24 protein-coding genes are annotated in these 20819 nt (G+C 72.0%); 12 read left to right on the top strand and 12 right to left on the bottom strand.

The genetic code is table 11. The features are described 5' to 3' along the window. Nucleotides 1-15 precede the first annotated feature (15 nt). The 3 genes from DMB66_RS41330 to DMB66_RS41320 all read left to right on the top strand — a co-directional run bounded on the left by DMB66_RS41330 (nt 16) and on the right by DMB66_RS41320 (nt 1790). Nucleotides 16-417, top strand: a complete 402-nt coding sequence (locus DMB66_RS41330; protein WP_125809602.1) for a thioesterase family protein — start codon at nt 16-18, stop codon at nt 415-417. After that, nucleotides 417-1076 carry a hypothetical protein gene (locus DMB66_RS41325; protein WP_125809582.1) on the top strand — a complete coding sequence of 220 codons (660 nt, stop codon included), beginning with the start codon at nt 417-419 and terminating at the stop codon, nt 1074-1076. Before DMB66_RS41330 ends, DMB66_RS41325 begins: the two co-directional genes overlap by 1 nt. 129 nt (nt 1077-1205) lie before the next feature. Then, on the top strand, nt 1206-1790 hold the full coding sequence (locus tag DMB66_RS41320; protein ID WP_125809581.1) for a YbjN domain-containing protein: 585 nt from the start codon (nt 1206-1208) through the stop codon (nt 1788-1790). A gap of 49 nt (nt 1791-1839) precedes the next feature. Here DMB66_RS41320 and DMB66_RS41315 read toward each other — a convergent pair whose 3' ends face one another. From DMB66_RS41315 to DMB66_RS41300, 4 genes are all read right to left on the bottom strand, one after another. Next, a complete protein-coding gene (locus DMB66_RS41315) occupies nt 1840-3099 on the bottom strand; it encodes a delta-60 repeat domain-containing protein (RefSeq protein ID WP_125809580.1) in 1260 nt (419 codons plus the stop codon). Between the two features lie 63 nt (nt 3100-3162). Beyond that, a complete protein-coding gene (locus DMB66_RS41310) occupies nt 3163-3588 on the bottom strand; it encodes a globin (RefSeq protein WP_125809579.1) in 426 nt (141 codons plus the stop codon). Next, on the bottom strand, nt 3585-4955 hold the full coding sequence (locus tag DMB66_RS41305; RefSeq protein ID WP_158647535.1) for an MFS transporter: 1371 nt from the start codon (nt 4953-4955) through the stop codon (nt 3585-3587). The genes DMB66_RS41310 and DMB66_RS41305 overlap by 4 nt, the downstream gene beginning before the upstream one ends. A gap of 230 nt (nt 4956-5185) precedes the next feature. Next, entirely contained in the window at nt 5186-6271 is a 1086-nt protein-coding gene (locus DMB66_RS41300) for a mechanosensitive ion channel family protein (RefSeq protein ID WP_199752924.1), read from the bottom strand. A gap of 214 nt (nt 6272-6485) precedes the next feature. Here DMB66_RS41300 and DMB66_RS41295 point away from each other — a divergent pair, with 214 nt between their 5' ends. Then, nucleotides 6486-7028 (top strand): HNH endonuclease, encoded by a 543-nt coding sequence (locus tag DMB66_RS41295; protein WP_125809577.1) that lies wholly within the window; start codon nt 6486-6488, stop codon nt 7026-7028. Between the two features lie 30 nt (nt 7029-7058). Here the strand turns inward: DMB66_RS41295 and DMB66_RS41290 are convergent, their stop codons facing one another. Continuing rightward, entirely contained in the window at nt 7059-7886 is an 828-nt protein-coding gene (locus tag DMB66_RS41290) for a class F sortase (RefSeq protein WP_125809576.1), read from the bottom strand. Nucleotides 7887-7896: 10 nt separating this feature from the next. Then, entirely contained in the window at nt 7897-8385 is a 489-nt protein-coding gene (locus DMB66_RS41285; protein ID WP_125809575.1) for a hypothetical protein, read from the bottom strand. A 264-nt stretch (nt 8386-8649) separates the two neighbouring features. Here DMB66_RS41285 and DMB66_RS41280 point away from each other — a divergent pair, with 264 nt between their 5' ends. Next, nucleotides 8650-8901 (top strand): hypothetical protein, encoded by a 252-nt coding sequence (locus DMB66_RS41280; protein ID WP_233625216.1) that lies wholly within the window; start codon nt 8650-8652, stop codon nt 8899-8901. Nucleotides 8902-8992: 91 nt separating this feature from the next. Continuing rightward, nucleotides 8993-9376 carry a DUF5130 family protein gene (locus tag DMB66_RS41275; protein WP_125809600.1) on the top strand — a complete coding sequence of 128 codons (384 nt, stop codon included), beginning with the start codon at nt 8993-8995 and terminating at the stop codon, nt 9374-9376. Between the two features lie 5 nt (nt 9377-9381). Here DMB66_RS41275 and DMB66_RS41270 read toward each other — a convergent pair whose 3' ends face one another. Both DMB66_RS41270 and pepN read right to left on the bottom strand, forming a co-directional pair. Beyond that, a complete protein-coding gene (locus DMB66_RS41270) occupies nt 9382-9942 on the bottom strand; it encodes a Uma2 family endonuclease (protein ID WP_233625215.1) in 561 nt (186 codons plus the stop codon). Nucleotides 9943-10064: 122 nt separating this feature from the next. Next, the gene (gene pepN, locus DMB66_RS41265) at nt 10065-12623 is read right to left on the bottom strand and encodes an aminopeptidase N (protein WP_125809572.1); all 2559 of its coding nucleotides are present in this window, start codon (nt 12621-12623) and stop codon (nt 10065-10067) included. 126 nt (nt 12624-12749) lie between these two features. Between pepN and DMB66_RS41260 the strand changes: the two genes are divergently transcribed. The 5 genes from DMB66_RS41260 to DMB66_RS41240 all read left to right on the top strand — a co-directional run bounded on the left by DMB66_RS41260 (nt 12750) and on the right by DMB66_RS41240 (nt 16484). Beyond that, nucleotides 12750-13376 carry a disulfide bond formation protein DsbA gene (locus DMB66_RS41260; RefSeq protein ID WP_125809571.1) on the top strand — a complete coding sequence of 209 codons (627 nt, stop codon included), beginning with the start codon at nt 12750-12752 and terminating at the stop codon, nt 13374-13376. A 199-nt stretch (nt 13377-13575) separates the two neighbouring features. Beyond that, nucleotides 13576-13818, top strand: coding sequence for a hypothetical protein (locus tag DMB66_RS41255; RefSeq protein ID WP_125809570.1), 243 nt, complete (start codon nt 13576-13578; stop codon nt 13816-13818). Nucleotides 13819-13878: 60 nt separating this feature from the next. After that, a complete protein-coding gene (locus tag DMB66_RS41250; protein WP_125809569.1) occupies nt 13879-15069 on the top strand; it encodes a DUF1015 family protein in 1191 nt (396 codons plus the stop codon). After that, the gene (locus DMB66_RS41245) at nt 15069-15986 is read left to right on the top strand and encodes an alpha/beta hydrolase (RefSeq protein ID WP_125809568.1); all 918 of its coding nucleotides are present in this window, start codon (nt 15069-15071) and stop codon (nt 15984-15986) included. The genes DMB66_RS41250 and DMB66_RS41245 overlap by 1 nt, the downstream gene beginning before the upstream one ends. A 24-nt stretch (nt 15987-16010) precedes the next feature. Then, a complete protein-coding gene (locus tag DMB66_RS41240) occupies nt 16011-16484 on the top strand; it encodes a ribose-5-phosphate isomerase (protein ID WP_125809567.1) in 474 nt (157 codons plus the stop codon). A gap of 57 nt (nt 16485-16541) precedes the next feature. On the opposite strand, the gene DMB66_RS41235 is transcribed toward DMB66_RS41240, so the two are convergent. Both DMB66_RS41235 and DMB66_RS41230 read right to left on the bottom strand, forming a co-directional pair. Beyond that, nucleotides 16542-16883 (bottom strand): hypothetical protein, encoded by a 342-nt coding sequence (locus DMB66_RS41235; protein ID WP_233625214.1) that lies wholly within the window; start codon nt 16881-16883, stop codon nt 16542-16544. Between the two features lie 533 nt (nt 16884-17416). Continuing rightward, a complete protein-coding gene (locus tag DMB66_RS41230) occupies nt 17417-18658 on the bottom strand; it encodes a GNAT family N-acetyltransferase (RefSeq protein WP_125809566.1) in 1242 nt (413 codons plus the stop codon). A 99-nt stretch (nt 18659-18757) separates the two neighbouring features. Here DMB66_RS41230 and DMB66_RS41225 point away from each other — a divergent pair, with 99 nt between their 5' ends. Beyond that, the gene (locus DMB66_RS41225) at nt 18758-19366 is read left to right on the top strand and encodes a DNA-directed RNA polymerase II (RefSeq protein ID WP_125809565.1); all 609 of its coding nucleotides are present in this window, start codon (nt 18758-18760) and stop codon (nt 19364-19366) included. A gap of 26 nt (nt 19367-19392) precedes the next feature. Here the strand turns inward: DMB66_RS41225 and DMB66_RS41220 are convergent, their stop codons facing one another. Together DMB66_RS41220 and DMB66_RS41215 are read right to left on the bottom strand one after the other, a co-directional pair. Continuing rightward, nucleotides 19393-19506 (bottom strand): VOC family protein, encoded by a 114-nt coding sequence (locus DMB66_RS41220; RefSeq protein ID WP_199752923.1) that lies wholly within the window; start codon nt 19504-19506, stop codon nt 19393-19395. 77 nt (nt 19507-19583) lie between these two features. Next, on the bottom strand, nt 19584-20726 hold the full coding sequence (locus DMB66_RS41215) for a CAP domain-containing protein (RefSeq protein WP_199752922.1): 1143 nt from the start codon (nt 20724-20726) through the stop codon (nt 19584-19586). Nucleotides 20727-20819: the final 93 nt, after the last annotated feature.

Raw genomic sequence — 20819 nt, 5'->3', positions numbered from 1 at the left:
CAGCGAACCCCGTCGATGAGGTTCACCCACGACGTGGCCGTGCGTTGGTCCGACATGGACGCGTACGGCCACGTCAACAACGCGCGCTTCCTCACCCTGTACGAGGAGGCGCGCGTCGCCATGTTCTTCGTCGGCGCCCGGGCGCAGGGCCTGACCTCGTTCGAGGACGGGATCGTGATCTCCCGGCACGAGGTCGACTATCTGCGCCCGGTGGATTACGGCGATGCCGTCCGGATCGAGTTGTGGGTCTCCGAGCTGCGGGCCGCCAGCTTCACCGTGGACTACGAGCTCTTCGACGGTGACGTGCTGGCCAGCCGGGCGAGGTCGGTCTGTGTGCCGTTCAACCTGGAGAAGCAGTTCCCGCGCCGGTTGACCACGGCCGAGAAGGACTTCCTCAAGCCGTACCAGGAGCTCTGATGACCGCGCACGGCATCGCCGGCGTCGCGGACGCGGGCGCGTTCCTGGCCCGGCTGACCCGGCTCGACCGCAACGTGCTGGTCCGGCTGCGCTCGGCGGGCGAGCACACCGCGCTGTGGGCGGTCCTGCCCTGGGGCGTGCTGGTCACCCGCAAGGTGGCCGGGCCCGGCCCGGGCGACGCGACCGTGCCGGCGGCCGGTCTGCTGGCCGCGCTGGCCGGGCAGAGCCCGGAGTTGCCCGCCAGGCGGGACGCCGAATGGCGCTGGCAGCTGCCGCCGGGCCGATCGATCGCGGTCGAAACGGTGGCGGCGGCCGAGCTGAGCCGGCTGGCCGAGGCGGCGGCCGTCACGTTGCGCGAGGTGACCGCGGGCGGCCTCGCGGGCCGCGCGGTCGGGCAGCGCGCCGTGCGCGACGCCTTACTGGATCACGTCGCGCTTGTGGTCACCCGGGACGAGGGCGAGCCGGTGGAGGTCTCCCAGCGACTCGTCCAGGCGGTGTCGCGGATGGGTTTCCTCGGTCCGGCCGATCAGGACACCCCCGCGACGCGGGTGCGCATGGCGGGACGCTGGGTGGGGCTTTCTGCACCATATGGAGTTGCGTGGCTACAGCCGGTCCAAGTATTGACCGTCATGCCTATAGGGGGTCACCCGAAAGGGTGATGTGGCATCGGTCGTCCGGTCGCGCCCTCCCTTTGAGGGGATGACCTCCGCGACCTGTACGGGTACCGTCGCCCCGAGGTCCACCGCTACGTCCGGCGGCGGGCCTGCTGGGGAGCGAGGTGCACAACGATGCCGTGGTGGTCATGGCGTCCCGCGTCGGCCGGAGGCGATGAGCCCGAGACCGGCGGCGAGGTGGCGTTGCAGAGCAACGTCCGCGTCGGAGTGCCGACGCAGCGTGAGCCGGGACACTCTTCGATGTCCTCCGCCGATCGGTCCGCGAGCGACGAGCCCGATCAGGTCGCCACCGTGGATCTGGAGCGCATCGGCAAGGCCCTCGATCTGCTGGATATCCGGTTCCTGGCCGACGGCGGTGGCAGCCTGCTGGCCATGTGGGAACGGCACGCCGTGTTGTTCACGCTCGAGGGGCCCGACGACGAGATCCTGGTGATGCGGGCCCGTCCGCACGCGACGGTCCCGCCGGACTGGGCCGACCGCGCCTACCGCGTGGTCAACGAGTGGAACCACACCCGCCGCTTCTGCAAGGCCTACGTCGGCGATCCCACCGAGCGGGGCCAGCTCCCGATCTACGCCGAGCTGCAGGTGCCGCTCGCCTCGGGCGCGCACGACGCGCTGCTGGTGGAGATGCTCGACTGTGGCGCGGCCGTCGCGACCTCGTTCGTCGACTGGTTGCACGACGAGGGCGCGCTGCTCTGACGGACGTGAAGAAGGGCCCCGAGGGGCCCTCTTTCCTTTGCGGGACCGTTCAGCTCAGCGGGAACATACCGACCCGGCCGTGATACTCGCGGCCCAGCTTGTCGGTGTCCGAGCCGACGATCAGGCCCTCCGGCACGACCTGGAACGCGCGCACGCCGACCCCCCGGTCCCGGCTCGGGTTCCAGACCAGGGCCTTGCCGGTCGCGGGGTTGATCGCGCCGATGCCGACCCGCGGGACGGCACCCGGACCCGGGCCCTTGGCGTCGCTGCCGTACGGGTTGTCCAGGTAGCGCTGGTGGCCGCCGACGTACACCGCGCTGCCGGTCACCGCGACCGCGTAGAGCGAGTCGCCGCCGGTGCGCTGGACCCAGGTCGGGTTGTGCTTGCCGCCGCCGGTGGCCTCGAAGCGGGCCGCCGAGTCGCAGAGCTTGGTCGGCGAGGAGACCCGGCCGGTCGCGGCGACGACGAACCACCTGCCGTCCGGGGAGAACTTCACCTGGCGCAGGTAGGTGTCGAAACCCTCCAGGCAGGCCGGCTGGTAGGCGTCGGTGTACCAGCTCGTGAGGGTGGCCGCGGCGCCGGTGATGTCGAACATCGCGATCTGGGTGCGGGCGGCCGTGCCCACCTTGAGCAGCGCGCCGACCGCGATCAGCCGGCTGCCGTCGGGGGAGATGTCGAAGTGCTCGACCCGGGGCCGGCTCAGGCCGGGCGCGGAGATCTTGGCATCGAAGCCGGGGTCGACCCGGCCGGTGCCGGCGTCCACCCGGGCCAGCCCGACCCGGGTGACGCCGTTGATCGCGGAGAAGGTGCCGCCGGCGTAGAGCTTGGCGCCGCGCGTGTTCAGGACGCGCACGTCGCCCCAGTTGGTCTTCGCGGCGAAGCCGGTGATCCGGGCGCCGTCGCCGATCGCGACCCGGGCGAGCCCTCGTTGCGCCGCGCCGTTCACCGTCTTGAAGCCGCCGCCCAGGTAGACGGTGTTGCTCGCGCCCGGAGCCAGGGCGTAGACCGCGGCGTCGACGGCCGGGGCGAACGAGCGCACCGCGCCGTCCCGGAGCCCGTACGCGAAGATGTTCTTCCGGGCGTAGGTGGTCTTGCGCGCGCTGTCCTGGACCCTGGTGAAGCTGCCGCCGACGACGACCGTGTCGCCGACCACCGCGAGCGCCCAGACCGTCCCGTCCAGCACGTGCGGGGTGAAGTCGACCGGGTTGGCCGAGACCACCGCCGATTGGGCCGGGTCAGCCACCGAGGGCGTCGCGCCCAGCAGGGCGGCGCAGGTCAGCGCGGTGGCGGCGAGCAAGCGGCGTCGCATCGGTCAGCTCCTGGGATCGGGAACGCGACCGTCCGTGGTGGGACGACCGCGTCATACACCCGATCAACGAGCGGGTTGACCTCCGGGATGCGCGTCCATCTTGTTGACCATGAAGTATGCGGCGCGCTCGAGATAGTCCCAGAGCGTGGTGTGTTGGGGCTCCGGCAGCCGCAGCGAGTCGACGGCGGCGCGCATGTGCCGCAGCCAGGCGTCCCGCTCGGCCGGGCCGACCGTGAACGGTGCGTGCCGCATCCGCAACCGTGGGTGGCCGCGCTGGGCCGAATAGGTGTTCGGGCCGCCCCAATACTGCATCAGGAAGAGCGTCAGCCGTTCCGCGGCCGGGCCGAGATCCTCCTCGGGATACATCGGGCGCAGCAGGGGATCCTCCGCCACGCCCGCGTAGAAGGCGTCGACGAGCCGGCGGAAGGTCGGCTCGCCGCCGATGGCGGAGAAGAAGCTGACGTCCGGTTCCTCGCTGGATGCGCTCACCGATCCAGTTTGCCAGCCGCGCTGCGCCGAACCTGCTCCGGTGTGACGCGCGTTGCTCCGGCGTGCTCGGGCACGGCCGGGCTGACCGGCATGTCATACGCCGAATATCGCGGCCGGCGGGACACCAGCACGACCATCAGCACCAGGCCGCCGAGGCTCCACAGGCCGACGACCAGGGGAATCGACGAGACCTGGGCCAGCGCGCCGGTCACCACCACCGCGAAGAACTGGATGAACTGCACGCCGCCCTGCATGACGGCGTATGCCCGGGCGCGGTAGCCGTGCGGGAGCGCGAGCACGAACTCGCCGTTGAGGGTGGGCATCAGGCCGCCCTGGGCGACGCCGGAGACCCCGGCCAGCACGGCGACCGTGGCGGCGTTCGGCGCGAACATGGTCAGGGCCAGGGCCAGCGGCGCCAGCACGGCGAACGGCTTCACCAGGCGCCGGCGGCCGGACGGGCGAACCAGCCGGCCGACGGCCAGCCCGCCGATCACGAAGCCGACCGGGCCGGCCGCCATGATCAGGCCCTGGTCGAAGCCCCGGGCGGACGGGTCGTGGTGGAACAGCGCGGCCCAGCCGGCGGCCAGGCCCTCGGGCAGGATCGCGAAGGTGGTCAGCGCGAACACCGTGAGCGCGATCGAGCGGAGCAACGGCGTGCCGAAGACCAGCCGGAACCCCTCGCCGGTCTCGCGCAGCAGGTGCCGGCGCTGGTCCGGACCGGCGGCCGCGGGCCGCGGATCCACCCAGAGCGCGATGATCACGGCCGAGATGACGAACGAGATCGCGTCCAGGGCGATGCCGAGCCGGGCGTTGATCCCGGTGGCGACGAGGGCGCCGACCACATAGCCGAAGACCTGGGCGGCCTGCGAGGTAGAGGCGTTGACCGCGAGCCCGGTGACGAGCGTGCGGCGTTCCAGGATCAGCGGCAGCAGCGCCGAGCGGGCGGCCTGGGTGGGCGGCGCGCCCAGCATGGCCACGAAGAGCAGCACCAGGATCGCGTATATCGGCATGCCGGGCAGGGCGATGAGCGCGATCGGGACGGCCCGGGCCAGGTCGGCGACGATCAACACCCGACGGTACGGATAGCGCTCCGCGATCGCCGCCAGGAACGGCCCGCCGACGATCCACGGCAGGTAACTGATCGCGAACGACGCCGCGGACAGCAGCACCGACCGGGACTGCTGGTAGACCAGCACCATGATGGCGGCCCGGGCCAGGTAGTCGCCGAGCCAGTTGACGACGAGCGAGGAATAGACCGCGCGATATTCACGGGCCGCGAAGAGATCTCGGAACGTGACAGAGGTGTCCGGCTCCGGAGCGCCCCCGGCTCGGTCAGCCGGCTGCGCAGCGGGTCGGTCGTCCGACACCTGGACCCTCCATCGATCGCGATCACCGGCTGATCGGCGGGATCGCCGCCGGCCGGACACGTTCGTGAAGGAAATTCGGGGTGGTCGGATCCCGCGCGAACGTGACGCTGCAAGTGCAGATGCTCCTTGCACGATTCTGCCCGATCGTCCGAGCCCTGGCTAGGGCGTACGGGGAAAATGTCGGCCATTCGGTGGAGTCCGGACATCCCCCATCTTGTCGTCCTCCCAGGTCAGGTCGCACCCCCAGGGGTGCCGGAGGAGTCGCCGGAACCGCCGGAGGACATCGGAGGCACCGCCGAACGGGGCAACATCCGCGACGCGGCGATGCGTTCGGAGATGCCGGAGGTCTCCAGCGCCTCGGTGAGCCGGCGCCGCAACTCGCGTTGCACGATCGGCTGACCCTCCGCGGTGGTCTTCGCGATCGTGCGGATCACCGCGCCGTCGACGGTCATCTGCTCGACTCCGATCACGTCCGGCGGCTCGAGGAACTCGGTCGCGTGCTCCGGCTCGTCGGCGAGCGCCATCGCGGCCTCGCGCAGGACCGCGGTGGCCTGCTCGGAGTTGACGAAGCCGATCGGGATGTCGATGACCACCATCGCCCAGCCCTGGCTCTTGTTGCCGACCCGGATGATCTCGCCGTTGCGGATGTACCAGAGCACGCCACGCATGTCCCGCACGGTGGTGACCCGCAGGCCGACCGTCTCCACGACCCCGGCCGCGTCACCCAGGTCGACCGAGTCGCCGACGCCGTACTGGTCCTCCAGCAGCATGAACAGGCCCGCGATCAGGTCCTTGACCAGGCTCTGCGCGCCGAAGCCGAGGGCCACGCCGACGATGCTCGCGCTGGCCAGCAGGGGCCCGAGGTTGAACCCGAGCTCGCCCAGGACCAGCAGCACGGCCATGGTGAAGACGACCGCGGTGACGAAGCTGCGCAGCACCGAGCCGATGGCCTCGGCACGCTGCCGCCGGCGCTCCGGGATGAAGGTGTTGTCGGCGGCCTCCTGCTGCTTGTCCGCGCGCTCGCGCAGGGGCTTGAGCAGCGCGGGCATGGCGGCCCGCGAGGTGGTGGCGGTGAGCCGGTGGATGGCGCGGTGCAGCAGCCATCGGATGAGCACCGCGATCAGAATGATCAGGATGATCCGCACCGGCTTCACGACGAACAGGTATCCGCCGTTGGCCAGCCACTGGATCCCGGTCTGGTCGAAGACCCAGGTGCAGACCGCGTCGGTCTTGCAGCTCTCGGTGACGTTCGGCGTCCCGGGCAGGAAGGGCGCGGGCGAACCGGAGGGGGCTGGGATGGGGGCTAACGGAATCACGGGGCCCTAACCTACCGGCTCGCCCGCCCCGCGCCGGAACCGGACATCTGCCCCGGAGACCTCAGACGTTTACGGTCCGGCCACAGATTGTGCTCGCCAATTCGCCGTTCGTCAGGGACTATTGGGCCACGAGCACCGGAGGATTCCGGCGCTCGTGCCATGACGACAAGCACACGGGAGCGGTTGCAAGCACTTACACCGAAGGGTGATCGCGATGCCTGACATACGACCCGCAGTGGGCTCCTCCGCGTTGGTGTTGAACGCTACCTACGAGCCGCTGTGCGTCGTATCGGTGCGTCGAGCGACCATCCTGGTGTTGACGGCCAAGGCTGAATGCGTCTCCGACGGGGACGGCATCCTGCACAGCCCCCACTACACCCTCCCGGTGCCGTCGGTGGTCCGGCTGACGAGGTACGTGAGGGTTCCGTACCGCACCCACGTCGGGCTCTCCCGCCGAGCGATCTTCGCCCGCGACGGCGGCCGCTGCGCCTACTGCCGCGGCTCGGCCGAGACCATCGACCACGTCTTCCCCCGCAGCCGCGGCGGCCTGCACGCCTGGGACAACGTGGTGGCGGCCTGCGCCAAGTGCAACCACAGCAAGGGCGACAAGACGCCGGCGGAGCTGGGCTGGCGCCTGCACCAGGCCCCGGCGGCCCCGCGCGGGGTGGCCTGGCGCGTGCTCGGCCACCGCACCCCGGACCCCCGCTGGGCGGACTGGCTGGATCTCCCGAAGCCCCTGATCGCCGAAGCCGCCTGACCGCTCGCGCGGCCCACGAATCGTGCTGACCTAGGTCTCCTCGGCGCTGACCAGGCTGGCGAAGACCACGACGTTGTCGCTGTAACCCCGCTTGCCGCCCAGCCACTTGCCGCCGCAGGTCATCAGGCGCAGGGACGGCCTGCTGTAGTCGCCGTAGACGCGCTTGGCCGGCAGCTTCTCCTTGCTGAAGGACTCCACCGAGTTGATCTGGAAGATCGCCACCGAGTCGTCCTCGCGGAGCACCTCGATCCGCTGGCCCGCCTTGAGCTTGCCCAGGTTGGCGAAGACCGACGGGCCGGTGCGGGTGTCCGCGTGCCCCACGATCAGCGCCGGGCCGAACTGGCCCGGCGTCGGGCCTTGATCGAACCAGCCCGCCTCGTTGTGCCTCTTCAGCGGAGGCACGTCCACCGACGAGCCGTCCTTCGCCAGCCCCACCCGCAGGATCGGCGCCTCCACCTTGATCGACGGGATGGTCAGGCGCTTCGGCGGGCTCGGGTCCAGGACCGGGAACGCGCGTGGCGGCGGCTTGTCCGGGCCCTTGAACAGCTCGCCCAGGTCGAAGCCGGTCGCCGCGCCCAGGCCCGCGCCGACGGTGAACAGGCCGACGAACACCAGGATCGCCGCCATCAGGCCGAGCGGCATCGGCCGGCGGCCGGACAGCGCGCGGGGGCGCGGCGGCGGTGTGCGGGCCGGTGCGACCAACAACCGGGGGCGCACTGTCCCGGGGACGGGCCTGGGGCGGACTCGCGTGGGGACGGGCCGGGGGCGGGTCACGATCTCGGCGGGGCGGCGGCGCAGGACCGAGGCGGGCATCTCGGGGCCGGGAGGCGCGGGGCGGTGGAGCGCCGGTCGGGTCATCGGCCGCGCCTCAGCCGAGGCGGCGGCGACGGGTGGCCACCACGCTCAGTGCCAAGCCGGCGGCCAGCGCCACCAGGCCGCCGCCGATCAGGAACGGCGCGGCTCGACCGGGTGCCGTGCCGCCACCGCCGGTCGCCGGTCCGCGGACCGGTTCCACCTTGACCACGACGTGCAGCGTGCTCTTCGCCGTCTTGCCGTCCGGGCACTTCAGGTCGACGTCGTAGTCGCCCGCGTCGGTGGTGGCCGGCACCCGGGCGGTCGCCGTCAGGAAGCCGTACCGGGGGGAGACGATGATCGCGCCGGTCGGGTCGATGGTGACCGTCGCCGCCTTGAGGTTGTCGTCACAGCTGGCCCGGATGCCGATCTCGTCGCCGGCGCGGACCGTGCTCGGGTTGACCTCCACGAAGACGCCGACTGCCCGAGCTGGGGAAACGTCGATCAGCACGACCGGTACGGCCAGGGCCAGCGCCGCGAGCGCGGCCGGGACGGGTATGCGCATGACCTCCCCCTCCTGCCGTCCGGGGCAGGAACTTCGCGGACGGCGCGTGAGGGTGATTTTCGCACCTCCGGGCCGTTTTCGCGTGGGCGCGGAGATCCCGCTTATGAGTGTTGACACCCGACGCTCCGCGACGACCCGCACTCCGCTACCGTGATTGACGTTCGGATCACTGGGAAGACAGTGAATTAGCCCGGTTCCTTTTGACGCCTGGGGGCGTTGAGGTTGTCGATTTTCAGCACGATTCTCGTTTATGCGATCATCCCTTTGGGTGTCATCGCCGTCGTCGCCGCACTCGTCGCGTCCGGCTCCACCCGGGCCCGGCCCGCCCGCCGCTACCGGCCCGGCCGGCCCTACGACTTCAAGCCGATCTGGTTCCTGGCCTCGCCCGCACAGGTGAGCCCGGCGTTCGGTGGCAGGAACGCGTCCGCTCCGGAGCTGCCCGCAGGTGTCATCGAGGACTCCGCGGGCAGGCAGGTGCGGCCCGGCCCGACAGGAGGCGCAAGTGACCGTTGGTGAGCACGACGCCATCGTCAGCGGCTCCGAGCAGCCGTTGACCGCCCTCGACCACGCCGGTGGCCCGACGCTGACCGAGGCGCCCGAGCTGACGATGTCGCCGGAGAGCATCGCGGCGCTCGACGGGCCGTTCACCACCCGGCAGCTCCTGCGCCTCGACGAGGCGCTACGGGTCGCCGACCAGCAGACCGGCCTGACCTTCAGCGTCTTCATCGGCGACCTCGAGGAGCCGACCCGCGATCACGCCGAGCGGCTGCACCGTCAGCTCGACGGCGCCGCGAAGGCGGTGCTGATCGCCATCTCGCCGAACCAGCGGGTGCTGGAGATCGTCACCGGCACGGATGCCCGCAAGCGCATCACCGACCGCGACGCCAAGCTCGCGGCGCTGTCGATGGCGGCCGCATTCGCCGGCGGAGACCTCTCCGGGGGCGTGCTCGCCGGGATCGACCAGCTGGCGTCACACGCCGGCCGGCACTAAACGCGTCAGAGCCACGCGGACGGGGCCACCCGCACCGGGAACGGGGCGTCGACCTGCACCGGGTCGGCGCCCTGCACCGTCTGCAGCGGCAGGTAGCCGTCGGGACCCAGGACGTAGGTGTGCAGCACCGGCACCGGCTCCGGCTCGATCCGCCAGTAGGCGGGGATGCCCGCGTCGGCGTAGAGGGTCGGCTTGAGCAGCCGGTCGTAGCGGCGGCTGGTGTCGGCCTCCACCTCGATCACGCACGCGACGTCGGCGGGGTCGGCCCAGATCGCGCCCGACGAGTGCGGCCGCAGCACGGTCACGTCCGGGACCAGGCTGCTGGCGCCGGCCTCGACGCCGAGCCGGGCGCAAACCCACCAGCCGCGGGGCGCGGCGCCGCGCAGTGCGACCAGCACGGCCTGGACGATGGCCTCGTGCGGACCGTCCAGCGGCGGGGTGACGTGCAGGCTGCCGTCGACGATCTCGTAGCGGTGCCCGTCCTGCGGGAACAGGTGCAGGTCCGGTTCGGTCCAGCGGCCGTCGGGGGCGGTCCACCTCGGCAGGGAGTTCGTACCGATGGCCACCGGCCCACCTCCATCACTGTGGAGTGCCAGCGTACTCACGCAGTGTTGTTTCCGGTGGGTTTCGGCGCCGTAGGTTTTGCGGGTCGCGCGGAATTCAATTCCGCACGACCCGCGTGAACTCATCAAGCGGCGCTGGCGTCCTTCGCGCGGGCCCGCAGCGCCCGCAGCACACCGTCACGGCCCTCGGCCACCAGGCGGCGCAGCGAGGGCGAGTGGTCGTCGTCGGCCAGCCAGGCGTCGGTCAGGGCGACCGTCTCCTGGCTGACCTGGTACGCCGGGTAGGCCAGCATGGCGAACTCCTGCGCGGGCTCGCTGTCCGAGCGGGCCCACACGTCGTCGATGACCTCGAAGAACCTCGGAGCGTAGGGCGCGGTCAGCGCCACCTGCGTCGAGGTCTGGAAGCCCTGCAGCAGCGACCGGCTGAGCCAGTTCGCCAGCGTCTCGTCGCCGGTCAGCTGGGCCCAGACCCGGGCCTTGTTCTCCGGCGTCGGCAGCAGCGCCCGGGCCAGCGCGGCCTCCCGCTCGCCGCTGGCCGTCCGGTCCGACGCCAGCTCCTCGTCGATCTCCGCCTCGGTCGCCGCGCCCCGGGAGGCCAGCGCCTCCAGCAGCGACCAGCGCAGCTCGGTGTCGATCGTCAGACCCTCGGGCACGCCGGTGCCGCCCCGCCAGCCCCGGAGCACCACCAGGTCGTCCTCGCTGCGGGCCGCGTTGATGAAGGCGCGCGCCCAGGCGAGCTGGAAGCCGCTGCCCGGCTGGGCCGCGGCCAGCGCCTGCCGGGCCGTGTCGGCGAGCAGCGCCCAGCCGGTCGGCGCCCACGCCGGGTCCGCGTACACGGTCAGCGTCGTCGCCGCCTGCCGCAGGGTCGCGGTGGTCAGGTTGATGTCGCGTTCCTTGGGCAGGCCGGTGCTGACCAGGGCCAGGTAGTCCCGCGCCGCCAGCTCGGCGTCGCGCAGCATGTCCCAGGCCGCGGCCCAGCACAGCGCGCGCGGCAGCGACGACTCGAAGCCGTCGATGTGCTGAACGACCGCGGCCATCGAGCGCTCGTCCAGGCGCAGCTTCGCGTACGTCAGGTCGTCGTCGTTGAGCAGCAGCACGTCCGCGGCCGGCACCCCGACCAGCGCCGTGATCTCGGTCTCCTCGCCGGTCACGTCGATCTCCAGCAGCTCGCGGCGCACCAGCCGGTCGCCCCGGACGTCGTAGAGGCCGACGCCGATGCGGTGGGTGCGCAGCGTGGGATAGGCGGCGGGCGCCTCCTGCTTCACCACGACCTTCGCGTACGCGCCGTCGGCGCCGATGGTCAGCACCGGCCGCAGCGTGTTGACCTGGGCGGTCTCCAGCCACTGCGCGGCGAACTTGCGCAGCTCGCGGCCCGACGCCGTCTCCAGCTCGGTCAGCAGGTCGTCGAACGTGGCGTTGCCCCACGCGTACCGCTGGAAGTACGCCCGCAGCCCGGCCCGGAACGAGTCCAGCCCGACGTACGCGACGAGCTGCTTGATGACGCTCGCGCCCTTGGCGTACGTGATGCCGTCGAAGTTGACCTCGACCGCCTCCAGGTCGGGCATCTCGCAGTAGACCGGGTGGGTCGAGGACAGCTGGTCCTGCCGGTAGCCCCAGGACTTGCGGACCGACAGGAACGTCGACCAGGCGTCGGTGAAGCGGGTGGCGGAGGTGTTGCACCAGTGGCTCGCCCACTCCGCGAACGACTCGTTCAGCCACAGGTCGTTCCACCAGCGCATGGTCACCAGGTCGCCGAACCACATGTGGGCCAGCTCGTGCAGGATCGTGTTGGCGCGCTGCTCGTACTCGTAGTCGGTGACCTGCGACCGGAAGATGTAGTGCGCCTCGGCGTGCGTGACGCAGCCGAAATTCTCCATCGCGCCGGCGTTGAAGTCGGGCACCCAGAGCTGGTCGTATTTCGGCAGCGGATAGCGCACGCCGAACTGCTCGTGGAAGAAGTCGAAGCCCTGCTTGGTGATCAGGAACAGCTCGTCCGGGTCGAGATACCGCGCCATCGACGCCCGGCAGTAGATGCCCAGCTCGATGCCGTCGTGGCTGTCGCGCACCTCGTGGTACGGCCCGGCGCAGAGCGCGGTGATGTAGGTGCTCATCCGCGGCGACGTGCCGAAATGCACCGTCTTCGCGCCGTCGGCGGCCGGCACGCTCTCGGCGGCCGGCATGTTGGACACCACCGTCCAGTGCCCCGGCACCGTCGCGTGCCAGGTGTAGACGCTCTTCAGGTCGGGCTGGTCGAAGGCGGCATAGACGCGCTGGGCGTCCGCCGTCTCGAACTGGCTGTACAGGTAGATCTCGTGGTCGACCGGGTCCTCGCTGCGCTGCATGCCCTGCCCGCTCGCCGAGTAGGCGAAGTCGGCGTCGACGACCAGGGTGTTGTCCGCGGCCAGCCCGGTCAGCGTCAGGCCGTTCTCCGCCGACCAACCGGACAGGTCGACCGGCGCGCCGTTGAGCACCGCGGACCGTACGCTCGCCGCCGCCACCTCGATGAACGTCTGCGCGCCGGGCTCGGCGCAGCGGAACGTGACCTCGGTGGTCGAACGGAACGTGCCGGCGCCGGGCCCGCCTCGGCCGTCCGTCAGATCCAAGGCGATGTCGTACCCGGTCACCTCGAGCAGGCGGGCCCGCTCGGCGGCCTCGACCTGGGTCAGGTTACGAACTCCGGCCACGTTCACTCTCCTCCATGCTGATCCGGGCTTCGGCGGCCCCGACCCAGAACTTTCCCGTAACCCTATGCGCTCGACTCGTGGTGCATGTCACCGCCGGGTTCGGGCCGGGCGAGGCAGGATCGGGGTATGACTGAACGCTCCGCGGTCGACATGTGGTTCGACCCGATCTGCCCCTGGGCCTGGATGACTTCCCGCTGGCTGCTCGAGGTCGAGCAGGTCCGTTCCATCGACATCACGTTCAACGTCATGAGTCTCTCGGTGCTCAACTCGGGCCGCGAACTGCCCGAGCAGTACCAGGACCTCATGGCCAAGGGATGGGGCCCGGTCCGGGTCTGCGTCGCCGCCGCCGAGACCGCCGGCCCGCAGGTCCTGCGCGCCCTCTACGCCGCCCTGGGCACCCGCATCCACCTGGGGAAGTACGAGCTGGACGCCAAGCTCTACACCGAGGCGCTGGCCGAGGTGGGCCTCGACCCGGCGCTCGCCGACGCGGCCACCAGCGACGCCTGGGACGACGCGCTGAAGGCCAGCCACAACGCCGGCATGAAGCCGGTCGGCACGGACGTCGGCACGCCCGTCATCCACGCGCCCGGGCCGGTGGCGGGGGAGAAGGTGGCCTTCTTCGGCCCGGTGGTCACGCCGGCGCCGAAGGGCGAGGCGGCGGGCAAGCTCTGGGACGGCGTCCTGCTGGTCGCCGGCACGCCCGGCTTCTTCGAGCTCAAGCGCAGCCGAGACATCGACCCCATCTTCGAGTAGCAGTTCCTGGACGAGTTCGCCGCTTAGCCCACCCGCGGCGGAAAATCCAGGCAAGTTCGCCGCTCAGCCCACCCGCGGCGGAAAACCCAGGCAAGTTCGCCGCTCAGCCCACACGCGGCGGAAAACCCATGCAAGTTCGCCACCTGAGCCTCCGACAGGTCGTTGGATGGGTGAGAACCACATCTGACCGGAGGCTTTGATGGCCGAGTCCGACTGCGTCGCCACTTCCACGATCGCTGTCTATCGCGGGGCCTGGGACAGCGTCTGCCCCAGTCTGCCGGCGGATGTCGCCGCGATGGTGGCCCCGCCCGTCACCGTCATCGCCTTCCCGGTGGTGGTGCCGGGCCGCCCCGTCGCGGCCGTCCGCGAGGCGAAGCAGGCCAAGATGCGCGGCAACATGCCGTCCGTGCCCGCGTACGGCAAGGCCCGCCGCACGAAGTGAGGGTGGGAACACACCTGGGGTGTGCATACGAATGTCACAGCCGGTAGGTAGGTTCGCGGCATGACGGTCGTGCACCCGATCAGCCGGGCCTGGATCACCACTGGCGGCACCGGCGCGCAAAATTACGACGAGTTCGCCGACGATGCCGAGATCACCGGGATCATCGCCGCGAACCCGCACAGCGCGCTCGCCATCGAGATGCCCCACCGGGCGCCGGGGTCGGTGGGCAAGTCGTTCCTCGACTGCCTCGGCGACGCCGCCGGCCGGCTCGCACGGGAGCAGGAGGTGGGCAGCTATTCACCCGCTGAGCAGGTGGTGGTCCTCTACCGGATCTCCGCGCCCGGCGAGCCCGACGCCTTCGGCCTGTGGGCGATGGTCGACACCGACCAGATCTCCACCAGCGTCGACGAGCCCGGCCTGGTCATCCGCAACGAGGACGTGTTCATCGCCAAGGTGCGCGAGCGCGTCGCCCTGGCCGAGGCCCTGCGCACCCTGCTCTCGCCGGTGCTGCTGCTGCAGACCGGCAAGGGCGACGAGCTGCACGCCGCGCTCGCCGCGGCCACCGACGCGGCCGGCGTGCCGGCGGCCACCGACACCGACCAGAGCGGCCGCACGCACGCCATCTGGGTGGTTCCCGCCGGCCCGCTGCAGGCCGAGCTGACCGGGCTGGCCGGCGGCGGCGAGCTGGTCGTCGCGGACGGCAACCACCGCAGCCTGGCCGCGCAGACCGGCGGGCTGGCGCGATTCCTGGCGGTCGTCACCACCCCGGCCTCCGTCGCCATCCAGCCATACAACCGCCTGGTCAGCGAGGTCCCGGAGGCCGACTTCGTCGCTCGCCTCACCGCGGCCGGGGCCCGGGTCGAGGAGCTGCCGCGCCCCGCGGCGGTGCCCGCCAAGGGCACCATCGAGCTGTACGCGGCCGGCCGCTCGTATGCGGTGGTGTTGCCACCGGCGCCGGGCGCGTCCCCCGTGGAGAGCCTGGATCACGCCCTGGTGGAGCGGATCCTGCTCGGCGACGTGCTCGGGCTCGACCCGGGCGACAAGCGGGTCTCCTATGTCGGCGGCGACTACCCGGCCGGGTGGCTGCGCGGCGAGGTGGACGCGGGCCGTGCCGAGCTGGCCGTGCTGATCGCCCCGGTGACGGTCGAGGATTTCGTGGCGGTCAACCTGGCCCGGCAGAAGCTGCCCCGCAAGAGCACCTGGTTCACCCCGAAGGCCCGGGGCGGCCTCGTCCTGGCGCAGCTCGGCTGATGCTGCACCCACAAGTAGAGGCGTCGCTGGCGATCCGGCGGCGGCCGAGCGCGGAGGCGCTCGCCGCCGACCCATACGAGTTGTTGCTCTTCGCCCGGCAGGCGATGGAGGAGTCGAACGAGGCCGAGTGCGGCCCGGCGGTCCCGTTGCCGGTGGTGGCCGACGTCGACGCGGACGGCGTGCCCTGCCGGCTGTATGCGGCCCGCACCGGCGCGCCCGTCCTGGTCTACGTGCACGGTGGCGGCTGGTGCTACGGCAGCGTCGAGACGGTCGACAGGCTCTGCCGGCGCATCGCGGACCGCTCGGGCTGCGCGGTCCTGTCGGTCGACTACCGGCTCGCCCCCGAGCATGTGTTCCCGGCCGGCCTCGAGGACGTGGAGACCGTGCTGGGCTGGGTCCGCAAGGAAGGCGCGGGCCTGGGCGTCGACCCGTCCCGGCTGGCGATCGGCGGGGACAGCGCCGGCGCGCAGCTCGCCACCGTCGCCGCCCGGCGCCAGCGGGACGCCGCCACCCCGCTCGACTACCAGGTGCTGATCTACCCGGCGATCGACCCGATGACGGCCTCGGAGTCCTACGACGAGGTCGGCGGTTACGGCCTCGACCGGGCGGCGATGCGGCTGGCGTGGGAGACGTTCGTGCCCGATCCGGCGCAGCGCTTCAGCCCCGACGTGGCGCCGCTGGCGGTCGCCGACCTGGCCGGCATGCCGCCGACGCTGCTGCTCACCGCCGAATACGACGTCCTGCGCGACGAGGGCGCAGACTATGCGGACGCGCTGCTCACGGCGGGTGTGTCGGTGGTCCACGTGCGGTATGCGGGCGTCAATCACGGGTTCGTCCGCAAGCTCGCCCTCTTCGACGCGGCGCGGGTCGCCGCCGACCAGATCGCGGCCGGCCTGCGGGCCGCGCTGACGTTCTGATCGTGGTTTGACAGACTTCGGGTCATGCGCGTCTACCTGGGTTCCGATCACGCCGGCTTCGAGCTGAAGATGCACCTCGTCAATCACCTCGCCAAGCAGGGCTACGACGTCGTCGACGTCGGACCGCACGTTTACGACCCCGAGGACGACTACCCGGCGTTCTGCCTGGCCACCGGCGCGAAGGTGGTCGCCGACGAGGGCAGCCTGGGCATCGTCATCGGCGGCTCCGGCAACGGCGAGCAGATCGCCGCGAACAAGATCCCCGGGGTCCGCTCGGCGCTGGCGTGGAAGGTCGAGATCGCCCAGCTGGCCCGCCAGCACAACGACTCGAACGTGTTGAGCATCGGCGGCCGCGAACACACCCTCGACGACGCCACCGCGATGGCCGAGGCCTTCCTGACGACCCCGTTCTCGGGCAGCGAGCGCCACGCCCGCCGCATCGCCCAGCTCGCCGAGTACGAGAGCACCCGCGTGCTGCCGCCCCTGCCCGCAAGCTGATCCGCTTCCGGGCGCTGATCCGCTTCTGGGCGTTGGCCCGCTTGCGGGTGTTGGCCGCTAGCGGTTGCGGGGCAGGTCCTCCCGTGGCATCCAGTTGCGCCGCACGATCACCAGCTCGTCCGCTGCCTCGGCGAGCTGCTCGGCCGTCGGTCGGGCGGCGTCCCGGGCCCGCAGCGCCGCGCCCACGCTGACCTGCGACGAGCCAGAGCCGACAAGCCCGCGCAGGCCGCGCTCGGACTGGTCGTCCCCGCCTGCGCCCGCACCGGACGTCGGCCGAGCCGCGGGCCTGGTGGGCCGCCCGGCCGGCGGCGGGCCGGTCCGGATCGGTCGCGCACCCGGGCGGGGACTCGCGCCCGCGACCTCGATGTGGGCGGGCCCGGCCGCAGCTGGCCCGGGCACGGCTGGCCCAGGCACGGCTGGCGCGGGCACGGCTGGCCCAGGCACGGCCACGGCGGGCCCGGGATCGAGCACCTCCGCCGTCTCAGCCACGGATCCCACGGATCCCGCCGCCTCGGCCGCAGGCCTAGCTGCTTCTGCCACGAGCCTGGCCATCTCGGCCGTCCCCGTCGCTGGTCCGGCCATCTCGGCTGGCCCGGCCGAAGGCCCGGCCCTCTCGGCAGGACCGGCTGCGGCCCTCTCGGCAGGACCGGCTGCGGCCCTCTCGGCAGGACCGGCTGCGGGCCCGGCAGGACCGGCTGCGGGCCCGGCAGGACCGGCTGCGGGCCCGGCAGCACCGGCCACGGGCCGGGCCCCGGCCGCGGGTCGGGCAGCCTCAGCCACAGGCCGGGCTGTCACAGGTGGCTCGGCCGTCCCGGGGGACGGGTCGGCCGGCGCGGCGGGCGGGGTCGCGGCCGACGAGGAGGGACGCAAGCGACGGCGTCGACGTTCGGGTTCTTCGCCCATGACGCCGAACCTACCGTCGCCCGGCCCACTCAGAACACCTCGGTGGGATTCGGCATTCGATGCCAGCCGAACGCGACGGACGCCCGCCGCAGCGTGCCCGGGGTCAGTTCGCGGACCGTTCCGGCGGCGGCCAGCGCGGCGAGCGACGTCGCACCCAGGTAGGCCGAGCCGAGCTCCAGCACCGTGCAGGCCAGGTCGGCGGGGTCGGTCGTGGGCCGGCAAGTGGCACCGCCGTCCGGGCCGGCGGTGAGGCGCCAGCGGCCGGTGTTCTGCTCCAGCAGCGGGTCGGTGACCTCCAGCACGACGTCGACCGGGGCCGCGTACGACCGGGCCGCGAGCGCCTTGGGCAGGTCGGTGATGCGGATCCAGAGGCCGTCGGACAGGGCGCTGCCCAGCCGGCGCGGCTCGTCGACCAGATACTGCAGCGGCTCGTCCACGGCGGCGAAGGAGACCGTCGCCGAGCGGGCCAGGTCGATGGTGAGCAGGAAGTTCCACAGGGCGGCGTAGGCGACCGGATCGTCGGCCACCACCTCGCGGACCTGCACCTCGCTGTCCGGCCCGTGCCGGTTCCAGCGGTCCTTGGTGCGCCAGAGCGCGTACCCCGTCGGGCCCTTCGGGGTGTCGTACACCAAGCCGTGCAGGCTGGTCGCGCCCTCGCGCTGCGATTCCAGGTCGGCCAGCACGTACCGCCACCACCGGTCGTCGCGGCTCGACCAGCCGGTGCGCTCGGGCCGTACCCGCTCGTAGACCTTGGCCAGCTCGGCGATCGCGTCCTTGGGCTCGACCAGGCGCAGCCGGTCGGCGGAGCCGGGCGCGAGCCCCGCCGGTGGCCGTACCTCCCGCATCATGATCTCCATGTGCAGACGCCGCGCCGCCGGTCCGTAGCCGAAGCGCGGATAGATCTTGGTCTCGCTGGCCCAGAGGGTGGCGATCGGCTCGCGGCCCGCGGCCGCGATGTCCCGCAGCTGGCGGTGCATCATCCGGGTGAGCAGCCCGCGGCGCTTGTGCGTCGGCGCGACGCTGACCAGCGAGACGTGCGCGGCCGGCACGATCGCGCCGGGCACGGTCAGCTCCCGGGTGAACGCCGCCGTGTGCCCCACGATGGCGTCGCCGTCCTGGACCACGAGCGTGCGCTCGGGCTCGACGACCGAACCTTCGGAGTCGCGGGCCTCCGGGGTGCCCTGCTCGTGGAAGGCGAAACTGAGTAGCTCGAAGACGGCGGGCCAGTCGTCGGCGTCGCCCGTCCTGATGATGATCCCGGAGTCGTCCATGCTGATTGTGTAACGGACTGGCCGCGCGAAGGCGACCTATTTGTTGGCTCGTTACTCTCGTTGTAGGGCGGCAACCGGCCGTACCGGGGGAGGGACACGATGCCAGAGCAACCGCAGTGGTCCGAGCGGACGCTCGACATGCCACCGCAGGATCCCTGGGCCGACCCACCGACGGCCTCAGTACCGCCGCGGCCGGCCTCGGCGCCGCCGGGCCAGCCGGCCCAGCCGCCACCCGCGCCCTCGCCGTTCTCGAGCGGCCGCGCGGCGGTGAACCCGCGTCCGCGGACCCAGCAGTTCGCGGCGGAGCACGAGCCGACCGGCACGGGCTGGCCGGGTGCCGACGCGCCGCAGGAACGCCACTCGCTCGGCTGGCACATGCGCCAGCTGCGGATCGGTGGTGAGTGGAGCTTCGCGGGCCTGCTGTTCGCGTTCGTCTGCTGGGGGATCTGGGCGATCTCGTCCGACGGCGACCTGACCACGCCGGTCGTGGTCTTCATCGTGTCGTTGCTGGTCGCGGCGGGCCTGTTCGCGCTGTCCCGGCTGGTCGGCCGGCTGGTGCTGGAACGGCAGTTCGGCCGCGTGCGCCGCACCGCCCGCGGCTCGCACATCGTCGCGGGGATCTTCCTGGTCGGCGTGGGTGTCGCCCACCTGCGCCAGACGGAATGGGTGATGACGGCCTTCAACTGGACCGTCGACCTGTTCCAATGACGGCGGCGCCGTTTCCCGACAGGAGATCAGACGTCGGCTTCCAGGGCGGACCGCAGCACCGGCAGGCCCAGCTTGCCCTCATAGAAGGCGACCGCCTGCTGGATGTCGGACACGGCGATCGAGGCTCTGAGGTGATACATGCTCAAGGGCATGCACCGCACTCTTCCATGCGAGCCGGCTGACCGCCGGCCGCGCGTGCGCGGCCGGCGGCTACCGGTCAGAGCGGGCTGGCGAAGTCCTGGGTCCAGACCAGCGAGCCCTGCGCGTCGGCCGCCACGCCGACGCCGATGTTCTTGAACCCGCAGTTCAGGATGTTCGCCTTGTGCCCGGCGCTGTTCATCCAGCTCGTCATGACCTCGGCGGGGGTGCGCTGGCCCTTGGCGATGTTCTCGCCGGCGCCGGACCAGCGGTAACCCGCGCTGGTGATCCGGGTGGAGAAGGCGACCCCCTCCGGCGTGGTGTGGCTGAAGTAGCCGCGGGCCGCCATGTCCGTCGAGTGCCCGCGGGCCGCCGCGATGAGCCGGTCGTCGGTGGTCAGTGCCGCGCAGCCGGCCTTCGCCCGCTCGGTGTTGACGATCGTCACGACCTCGGCCTCCAGCGCCGTGTTGCCGGTCGGCGCGCTGGTCGGGGTCGGGGTCGGGATCGGCGCCGGGCTGGTCGGCGCGGGCGCGGACGGGCTGGCCGGTGCCGTGGGCGGGGCGGTCGGCTGCGTCGTGGTCGGGGCGGTGCTGCTGGGCGCCGTACCGCCGGGTGTCGGGCTGGTCGGCACCGGGCTTTCGGAGGCCGGCGGCGGGGCGGGCGGGGTCGGCGTCGCCGACCCGCCGGGGGTGACCGTGGCTGTCGCGCCGGGGACACCGGAGGCTGTCGCTGTCGGCGCAGTGGTGGGCGGCGTGCCGTCGGTGGTGATGACCACCTTGTCGATGTCCGGGGCGGCGCCGACCGGGTTGGCGAAGGCCAGGTTGTTCACGCCGGCCCGCAGCGTCGCGGTGAGCCGCAGGGTGCCCGGCCGGGAGGTGCCGCGGGTGCCGGGGAAGGCGACCGCGATGGGCACCGCACCGTTCACGCTGATCTGTGCGGTCCGGTCGCGCTCGGCGGTGTACGTCACGGCCAGCCGGGTCGACCCGGCCTTCTCGGCCACGACGCCGGTGATGGTGAGGACGCCCTGGCCGCCGATGCCGGTGACCCGGCTGCCGCCTGAGCAGCGCCGGCAGTCGACGGTGCGGGCACCTCCGGCGAAGGTGTTGGCGGAGGCCTCGGCCTCGTACGTCGCGGTTCCGGCGCTCGCGCTGGCGGCGACGGCGATCCCGGCGGCGACGGTGACGGCGGCCATAACGGCGCCGATGAGGACGGGTCTGCGCATGATCATCCGATTCAGGTGGGGGTGGGCGGTCCGGCGCAGACGGTAACGGCATTATTTGATGTTGGTCTATTAGTTCTGGCTTAATTCTGGCAA

Source organism: Actinoplanes sp. ATCC 53533, assembly GCF_003947245.1.
Note: the sequence above shows the minus strand (reverse complement) of the source record. Positions and strands in the feature narration are given on the sequence as shown.

What these genes read in the sequence shown, in the direction of transcription:
- DMB66_RS41325 (WP_125809582.1), top strand. Translation starts at nt 417, where the DNA reads ATGACCGCGCACGGCATCGCCGGCGTCGCGGACGCGGGCGCGTTCCTG.
- DMB66_RS41240 (WP_125809567.1), top strand. Translation starts at nt 16,011, where the DNA reads ATGCGCGTCTACCTGGGTTCCGATCACGCCGGCTTCGAGCTGAAGATG.
- DMB66_RS41220 (WP_199752923.1), bottom strand. Translation starts at nt 19,506, where the DNA reads ATGTATCACCTCAGAGCCTCGATCGCCGTGTCCGACATCCAGCAGGCG.
- DMB66_RS41330 (WP_125809602.1), top strand. Translation starts at nt 16, where the DNA reads ATGAGGTTCACCCACGACGTGGCCGTGCGTTGGTCCGACATGGACGCG.
- DMB66_RS41250 (WP_125809569.1), top strand. Translation starts at nt 13,879, where the DNA reads ATGACGGTCGTGCACCCGATCAGCCGGGCCTGGATCACCACTGGCGGC.
- DMB66_RS41290 (WP_125809576.1), bottom strand. Translation starts at nt 7,886, where the DNA reads ATGACCCGACCGGCGCTCCACCGCCCCGCGCCTCCCGGCCCCGAGATG.
- DMB66_RS41275 (WP_125809600.1), top strand. Translation starts at nt 8,993, where the DNA reads ATGTCGCCGGAGAGCATCGCGGCGCTCGACGGGCCGTTCACCACCCGG.
- DMB66_RS41260 (WP_125809571.1), top strand. Translation starts at nt 12,750, where the DNA reads ATGACTGAACGCTCCGCGGTCGACATGTGGTTCGACCCGATCTGCCCC.
- DMB66_RS41295 (WP_125809577.1), top strand. Translation starts at nt 6,486, where the DNA reads ATGCCTGACATACGACCCGCAGTGGGCTCCTCCGCGTTGGTGTTGAAC.
- DMB66_RS41215 (WP_199752922.1), bottom strand. Translation starts at nt 20,726, where the DNA reads ATGCGCAGACCCGTCCTCATCGGCGCCGTTATGGCCGCCGTCACCGTC.
- DMB66_RS41245 (WP_125809568.1), top strand. Translation starts at nt 15,069, where the DNA reads ATGCTGCACCCACAAGTAGAGGCGTCGCTGGCGATCCGGCGGCGGCCG.
- DMB66_RS41230 (WP_125809566.1), bottom strand. Translation starts at nt 18,658, where the DNA reads ATGGACGACTCCGGGATCATCATCAGGACGGGCGACGCCGACGACTGG.
- DMB66_RS41320 (WP_125809581.1), top strand. Translation starts at nt 1,206, where the DNA reads ATGCCGTGGTGGTCATGGCGTCCCGCGTCGGCCGGAGGCGATGAGCCC.
- DMB66_RS41225 (WP_125809565.1), top strand. Translation starts at nt 18,758, where the DNA reads ATGCCAGAGCAACCGCAGTGGTCCGAGCGGACGCTCGACATGCCACCG.
- DMB66_RS41285 (WP_125809575.1), bottom strand. Translation starts at nt 8,385, where the DNA reads ATGCGCATACCCGTCCCGGCCGCGCTCGCGGCGCTGGCCCTGGCCGTA.
- DMB66_RS41315 (WP_125809580.1), bottom strand. Translation starts at nt 3,099, where the DNA reads ATGCGACGCCGCTTGCTCGCCGCCACCGCGCTGACCTGCGCCGCCCTG.
- DMB66_RS41255 (WP_125809570.1), top strand. Translation starts at nt 13,576, where the DNA reads ATGGCCGAGTCCGACTGCGTCGCCACTTCCACGATCGCTGTCTATCGC.